Source organism: Micromonospora foliorum, from assembly GCF_022229015.1.
GTDB classification, from domain to species: domain Bacteria; phylum Actinomycetota; class Actinomycetes; order Mycobacteriales; family Micromonosporaceae; genus Micromonospora; species Micromonospora foliorum.
Genome location: NZ_JAKKFF010000316.1, coordinates 1 through 6,467, shown reverse-complemented (window position 1 = coordinate 6,467; position 6,467 = coordinate 1). Strand labels below are relative to the sequence as shown.

Genomic DNA, 6,467 nt, shown 5'->3' with positions numbered 1-6,467 from the left:
GCTCTTCGCACCCGCCCGGTGCTGCGCTGGGCCGCCCGTCGCGCGCGGGCCCGCGCCGAACAGCGGCTGACGGCGCGGGTCGCCCAGGTGGGCGACGAGTACGTGCTGACGCCGGTCCGGATCGTGCTCGGCTCTTACGCGCAGGCACGCGACGCGCTGCGGGACGCCGCACGCCGCTGACGCTCCGCACGGCTCGCTACCGCTCTGCGTACGCCTCAGGCGGCGTAGGGTCGGAGCATGGCCACGCCTCAGACCCCCTACGACGCGGTGCTGCACGCCGCACGCGACGTGACCAAGCTGGAGTCCGCCCTCGACGCCGAGATGCTCGGCAGCGCCCTGCTGGGCAGTGTCTACGCGATCGCGGAGACCGACCGCGACGCCGCCGTACGGGAGTTCGTCACCGGCTTCCTGGCCGCCACCGCCCGCCGCAGGATCGCGGCGGCCACCACCATCCGGCAGGTCTTCGCCACGCTCGTCCCGACCGCCGTGGGCACCGAGCGGGTGCGTCCGGGCAGCCAGGCGCCCACCTGGACGGCCCAGCTCGGCCGGGTGCACCTCACCGGCACCTGGGCGTACGGCGACGTGTACGGCGATCAGACCTCCTACCTCGCGACCTTCGCCTATGACGACGAGTCCGGCGGCTCGGAGCACGCGTTGGTGGCCCTGGTGGACCACAACATCGGGATCACCAAGGACATCTTCGTGGGCGGGCCGGCCGAACGGATCCTGGACCAGGTCCGGCAGATGTGCGCCGACGACGAGCTGACCTGGTTCCGTACCGAAGATCCGTCCCGGCTCCGGGGCGAGGTGGCCCGCCATCTGGCGGTCACCGACGACCTGGGCGAGTTGCCCGCCGAGGGGTCGCTCGCCACCGACCGGGCGTTGGTCGGGGCCCGGCTGGCGATGCTGCCCACCGCGGCCGACCCGACCGGTCCGGCGGAGGTCGAGCCGCTCTCCGCGGCCGAGCGCACCGACATGGTCCGACGGTTCCTCGCCGCGCCGGAGGCCGTCCGCTTCGGGCTGGACGCCGTCGACGGTCCCGAGCTGGCCTCCCTGCACTTCTGCCTGAGCCTGCTGCTGGACCACTCGGCGAGCTTCCCGGACGCCGACCCGATGCGCTGGAGCCCCGCGGTGTCCGGGCTCTTCCTGCTCGACTGGGTGCACCGCCGGGCCGTGCTGGACATGGACGACGCGGCGATGCTGCCCCGGGTGCTGCGGGCCTGGGCGCGGTACGCGTCGCGCCAGCGCGGGCTGCCCGAGGCGGCGGCGACGCGCACCGACGAGGCGATCGAGGAGATGGTGCCGGAGTTCGCCCGCCTCTACTCGACCGGTGAGCGGCGCAGCGCGGCGACCGCCGCGGTGGCGCAGCTGATGGCCGACGGGGTGGACCCGGACGATCCGGCCGCACTGGACGCGTGGATCGAGGCGAACCGGCACCGCCTCGCCGACGACGGCGCCTGACAGCGTCCGAGGGTGGGCGGCTCCGCGCCGCCCGCCCCTCGGAACGGCCCAGCGCGCCGGGCCGGCTGGCGCAGCGGGCTCGGGTCAGCTAGCGCAGCGGGCCGAAGACCACCGCGGCGATCAGGGCGCCGAGCGCACCTCCGGCGAGCACCTGCGCCACCGTGTGGTCCCTCAGCCGTACCCGGGACCAGCCGACCACCGCCAGCAGCGGTGCGGTGACGACCAGCCAGGTCCCGAAGGTCAGCATCAGGATGACGAGCGTGCCGGAGGCCACCGCCGAGTGGATCGACATCTTCCACCAGTGGCTGACCGACACGGCGACGACGAGGCCCACCAGCCCGGCCACCGCCAGCGCCAGCACCGGGCGGGGCGCACCGAACACGGCCAGCAGGGCGAGCCCCGCCGCGACCGAACCGAGGCCGACCAGCAGCGGCGCCCGACGCTGCTCCCGGCGGCCGACGTGGTGGTCGGTGAGCCGGCCACGGCGTACCCCGCCGACGATGTAGGCGAACGGAATGCCGGTGACGAAGAGCGTGGCGAGCAGACCCCACACGAGGCCCTGACCGGGGCGGCGTGCGCTGTGCCAGCTCACCGTGAGGATCAGCAGCGACACGAGCACCGCCGGTGCGGTCACCTCGGTGACCAGCCGCGCGATCCGCAACGCCGGGCCGGATCGGGTGGTCACCGGGCGGAGTTCCGCACCGCCGCCCACGCCACCCCCTCCGGTACGCGCCTACCCCCGAACACCGCCGACGCCGGACGGGCCGCGCCTGATCGTCACCGTACCGCCGGCAACACCGCCGGGTGCGTCGGTCCGGCCAGCGGCGCCGGGCTGACGCTGGGCGGCGAGGCGACGGCCGACGGCGACGGGATCGCCGGGCTGGGTCGGCGGGTCGGTGGTGCGGGCGGCGTGGGTGTGGGGGCGGGCACGGACCGGGTGCTGGTCGGCACGGCGGTCGCGGTCGCCTCGTCGGTCGGCGTGGGCGTGAGCGTGGGCCCGATCGTCGGGTCCGGTGTGGGCGTCGGGTCCACCGTCAGGGTCGGGGTCGGATCGGGATCGGCCGAGCCGGTCGGGTCCGGGTCGGTCGGGTCCGGGTCCGGCGTATCGGTCGGGTCCGGGTCGGTCGGGTCCGGGTTCGGCGAGTCGGTCGGGTCCGGATCGGTCGGGTCCGGCGGGTCGGTCGGGTCCGGGTCGGTCGGGTCCGGCGGGTCCGGCGGGTCCGGCGGATCGCTCGGGTTGGGGTCGGTCGGCGGAGCGACGGGCGGGGGTACGGGCGGCGTGGTGCCCTGCGTCGGCTTCGGTGCCAGCGGCGGGGCGGTCGTCCGCCAGGCGGGCCTGGGATCGGCCGCGACGGGCCCTTCCCGTGGCCGTCGCGGGGCAGCGGGCAGCCAGCCGCTGGTCGGACCGACGCTCGGTGTGCCGAGCGGCGGGAGCGGCGGCTGGCTGGTCATCGGCAGCGGGATCACCACCGGCCCGACGGACGGGGTCGGCATGAACGGGGTGCTGCTGTCCGGCAGGGCGGTGCTGCCCGGGGTGGCCGAGCCCGCGCTGATCGCGGCAAGGATGGGCATCGACGCGGTGCCGGCCAGCAGCGCGACCGTGAGCAGGTAGCCGCGGGTGGGGCCACCGACGCCGGGGGCACGGTGCACGCCGACCATCCGGCGATAGCCGCCGACCGACCGGTGTCGACCGAGCGCTGGTGTGCCGGGACCGTCACCTGGCTCGTACACCGCACACCCCTTGTCGTCGGCCGTCGGAGACATGGATGGACGCCGCCGGAGGCAAAAGCCCGACAAATAACCCGATAGGCGCGATCCTGCGGGAATCAGCCTCGCCCAGTCACCCTGGGTCAGCCAACCTCCACCGCGTGTCGACACGCGGTGCTGGCCGAACGGTGACGAATCGTGCCGCAACGCATGGGAAACGCGGGCCGGCATGATGGCGACAAACAGCGTCAAAGCATGGGCGGCCGGAATGCGGGGGCAGGCGTACTGTGGGCGCGCTCACCTGCTCTGCGAATATGGACCACGACGGCAACGCAGCCGTGACCTCCGCGCACCCTCGCGGCAGGCGCGGTTGAGCGCCGGCGCTCCCGATCCGGGTTCGGCCAGAACCCGGGTCACGCCGTGCGGCAACCCCCACCGGGGCTAGGCGCGGCCGCCAGGAACCGGTCCGGCAGCAGCCGGACAGGCGCACGAGTTGCGCGGCCGGGTGACCCCCCGGTGCCGACGCAGACACGACAGGGAGAGACCGATGGCAAAGGGCGACCCCGGGGGCACCACCCGCAGCAGGCGGGCTGCATCCCGCTCCAGGAAGGGCGCGGCCGGCGACCCCGCGCTGGTGCAGCTACTCACCCCCGAAGGCGAGCGGATCGACAGCGCGACCGGGCCGGACGGCACCGAGTACCGCGTCGACTTCACCGACGAGGAGTACCGCGGGCTCTACCGCGACCTGGTGCTGGTCCGGAAGCTGGACGCCGAGGCGACCGCTCTGCAGCGCCAGGGCGAGCTGGGCCTCTGGGCCAGCCTGCTCGGCCAGGAGGCCGCCCAGGTCGGCTCCGGGCGGGCGCTGCGTACCCAGGACATGGCCTTCCCGACCTACCGGGAGCACGGCGTCCTCTACTGCCGGGGCATCGACCCGATCATGCCGCTCGGCCTGTTCCGCGGTGTCGACCAGGGCGGCTGGGACCCGAACGAGTTCAAGTTCAACATGTACACGATCGTCATCGGCGCGCAGACCCTGCACGCGACCGGCTACGCGATGGGCATCACCATCGACGGCAAGACCGGGACCGACGACGGCGAGGCGGCGATCGCCTACTTCGGCGACGGCGCCACCAGCCAGGGCGACGTGAACGAGGCGTTCGTCTGGGCCAGCGTGTTCAACGCGCCGCTGGTCTTCTTCTGCCAGAACAACCAGTACGCGATCTCCGAGCCGCTGGAGCGGCAGACCCGCGTCCCGCTCTACCAGCGGGCCGCCGGCTTCGGCTTCCCCGGCGTACGGGTGGACGGCAACGACGTCCTCGCCACGTACGCGGTCACCCGCACCGCGCTGGACAACGCCCGCCTCGGCCAGGGGCCGAGCCTGATCGAGGCGTACACCTACCGGATGGGCGCGCACACCACCTCCGACGACCCGACCCGCTACCGCATCGCCAGCGAGGTCGAGGCGTGGCAGGCCAAGGACCCGATCGCCCGGGTCAAGGCCTTCCTGGAGAAGCAGCAGATCGCCGACGCGGGCTTCTTCGCCGAGGTCGACGAGCAGGCCCGCCGCGAGTCGGTGCACCTGCGCGAGCGGGTGCTCGAAATGCCAGACCCGGAGCCGGTGACGATGTTCGACCACGTCTACCCCAACGGGTCTCCGCTGCTCGACGAGCAGCGCGCGAAGTTCAGCCGCTACATGGAGTCGTTCGAGGGGAGCGCGCACTGATGGCCACGGAGACGCTCACCATCGGCAAGGCCCTCAACACCGGTCTGCGCCGCGCCCTGGAGAACGACCCCAAGGTCATCATCATGGGCGAGGACGTCGGCAAGCTCGGCGGCGTCTTCCGGATCACGGACGGTCTCCAGAAGGACTTCGGCGACCAGCGGGTGATCGACACCCCGCTGGCCGAGTCCGGCATCATCGGCACCGCTGTCGGTCTGGCCATCCGCGGCTACCGACCGGTCTGCGAGATCCAGTTCGACGGCTTCGTCTACCCCGCGTACGACCAGATCGTGTCGCAGGTGGCGAAGATGCACTACCGCTCGGGCGGCCGGCTCAGCATCCCCATGGTGATCCGGATCCCGTTCGGCGGCGGCATCGGCGCGGTCGAGCACCACTCCGAGTCGCCGGAGGCGTACTTCGCGCACACCGCCGGTCTGAAGGTGGTGACCTGCGCCAACCCGCAGGACGCGTACGTGATGATCCAGCAGGCCATCGCCTCGGACGACCCGATCGTCTTCCTGGAGCCCAAGCGGCGCTACTGGGAGAAGGGCCAGGTCGACCTGGACGCGCCGCTGTCCGACGCGTACCCCCTGCACTCGGCCCGGGTCGTGCGGCCCGGCACCGACGTCACCGTGCTGGCCTACGGCCCGATGGTGCGGACCTGCCTGGAAGCGGCGACCGCCGCCGCCGAGGACGGCCGGGAGCTGGAGGTCATCGACCTGCGCTCGCTCTCGCCGCTGGATCTCACCGCGGCGTACGAGTCGGTGAAGCGCACCGGCCGCGCGGTCGTGGTGCACGAGGCGCCGTCCAACATCGGCCTCGGCGCCGAGTTGGCCGCCCGGATCACCGAGGAGTGCTTCTACTCCCTGGAGTCGCCCGTGCTGCGGGTGACCGGCTTCGACATCCCCTACCCGGCCGCCCGGGTGGAGGAGGAGTTCCTGCCGGACCTCGATCGGGTGCTCGACGCCGTCGACCGCACCTTCGGTTGGTGAGCGACATGTCCCGGATCAAGACGTTCAACCTGCCCGACCTGGGTGAGGGGCTGACCGAGGGCGAGATCCTGGCCTGGCTGGTCAAGGTCGGCGACACCATCGAACTGAACCAGCCGATCGTCGAGGTGGAGACGGCGAAGGCGGCCGTGGAGATCCCGGCGAAGTGGGCCGGGCAGGTGCAGGCGATCCACCACCCGGAGGGCACCACGGTCGAGGTCGGTACGCCGATCATCGCGATCGACACCGACCCGGGAGCCGGCCCGCTGGAGACGCCGTCGACCACGGCCACGCCGAGCGGTGACCTGCCCACCCCGTCGGCGGCCTCGCTGGCGGCGGTGGAGGTGGCGCCGGCCGAGGGCATGATCGAGCCCGGCCTGATCGGAGGAGTGGCCCCGGGTGGGCGGACGGCGGTGCTGGTCGGCTACGGCCCGCGTACGACCGCCGCGAAGCGCCGCCCCCGCAAGGGCGCGGTGCCCGCGCAGGCCGTGGCGGCTCCCGCCGCCCCCGCTGGGGTCGATCATGGAGTTGTGGTGGGTGACAAACCAGCCGCGACCTCCACGATTCCGGCACCACAAGTCCATGATCGA

General features: G+C 73.2%; 6 protein-coding genes and 1 pseudogene. 5 read left to right on the top strand and 2 right to left on the bottom strand.

Features of this window, described 5'->3' with window-relative positions; all coding sequences use genetic code 11:
- Together PSH25_RS22290 and PSH25_RS22285 are read left to right on the top strand one after the other, a co-directional pair.
- Positions 1–180, top strand: a pseudogene (locus tag PSH25_RS22290) (ABC transporter); the annotation flags it as partial.
- A gap of 57 nt (positions 181–237) precedes the next feature.
- On the top strand, positions 238–1,461 hold the full coding sequence (locus PSH25_RS22285) for a hypothetical protein (RefSeq protein WP_238660920.1): 1,224 nt from the start codon (positions 238–240) through the stop codon (positions 1,459–1,461).
- 88 nt (positions 1,462–1,549) lie between these two features.
- On the opposite strand, the gene PSH25_RS22280 is transcribed toward PSH25_RS22285, so the two are convergent.
- Together PSH25_RS22280 and PSH25_RS22275 are read right to left on the bottom strand one after the other, a co-directional pair.
- Complete coding sequence (locus tag PSH25_RS22280; protein ID WP_238660919.1) at positions 1,550–2,173, bottom strand: phosphatase PAP2 family protein; 624 nt, start codon at positions 2,171–2,173, stop codon at positions 1,550–1,552.
- A 65-nt stretch (positions 2,174–2,238) separates the two neighbouring features.
- Positions 2,239–3,192: a hypothetical protein gene (locus PSH25_RS22275; RefSeq protein WP_238660918.1), complete on the bottom strand. Its 954-nt coding sequence runs from the start codon at positions 3,190–3,192 to the stop codon at positions 2,239–2,241.
- Between the two features lie 523 nt (positions 3,193–3,715).
- Between PSH25_RS22275 and pdhA the strand changes: the two genes are divergently transcribed.
- The 3 genes from pdhA to PSH25_RS22260 form a co-directional block, all read left to right on the top strand.
- Positions 3,716–4,891, top strand: a complete 1,176-nt coding sequence (gene pdhA / locus PSH25_RS22270) for a pyruvate dehydrogenase (acetyl-transferring) E1 component subunit alpha (RefSeq protein ID WP_238660917.1) — start codon at positions 3,716–3,718, stop codon at positions 4,889–4,891.
- The gene (locus PSH25_RS22265) at positions 4,891–5,880 is read left to right on the top strand and encodes an alpha-ketoacid dehydrogenase subunit beta (protein WP_238660916.1); all 990 of its coding nucleotides are present in this window, start codon (positions 4,891–4,893) and stop codon (positions 5,878–5,880) included. The genes pdhA and PSH25_RS22265 overlap by 1 nt, the downstream gene beginning before the upstream one ends.
- Before the next feature lie 5 nt (positions 5,881–5,885).
- Positions 5,886–6,467 (top strand): biotin/lipoyl-containing protein (locus tag PSH25_RS22260; RefSeq protein WP_308193714.1); only part of this gene is annotated, 582 nt, incomplete at its 3' end.

What these genes read in the sequence shown, in the direction of transcription:
- PSH25_RS22285 (WP_238660920.1), top strand. Translation starts at nt 238, where the DNA reads ATGGCCACGCCTCAGACCCCCTACGACGCGGTGCTGCACGCCGCACGC.
- pdhA (WP_238660917.1), top strand. Translation starts at nt 3,716, where the DNA reads ATGGCAAAGGGCGACCCCGGGGGCACCACCCGCAGCAGGCGGGCTGCA.
- PSH25_RS22265 (WP_238660916.1), top strand. Translation starts at nt 4,891, where the DNA reads ATGGCCACGGAGACGCTCACCATCGGCAAGGCCCTCAACACCGGTCTG.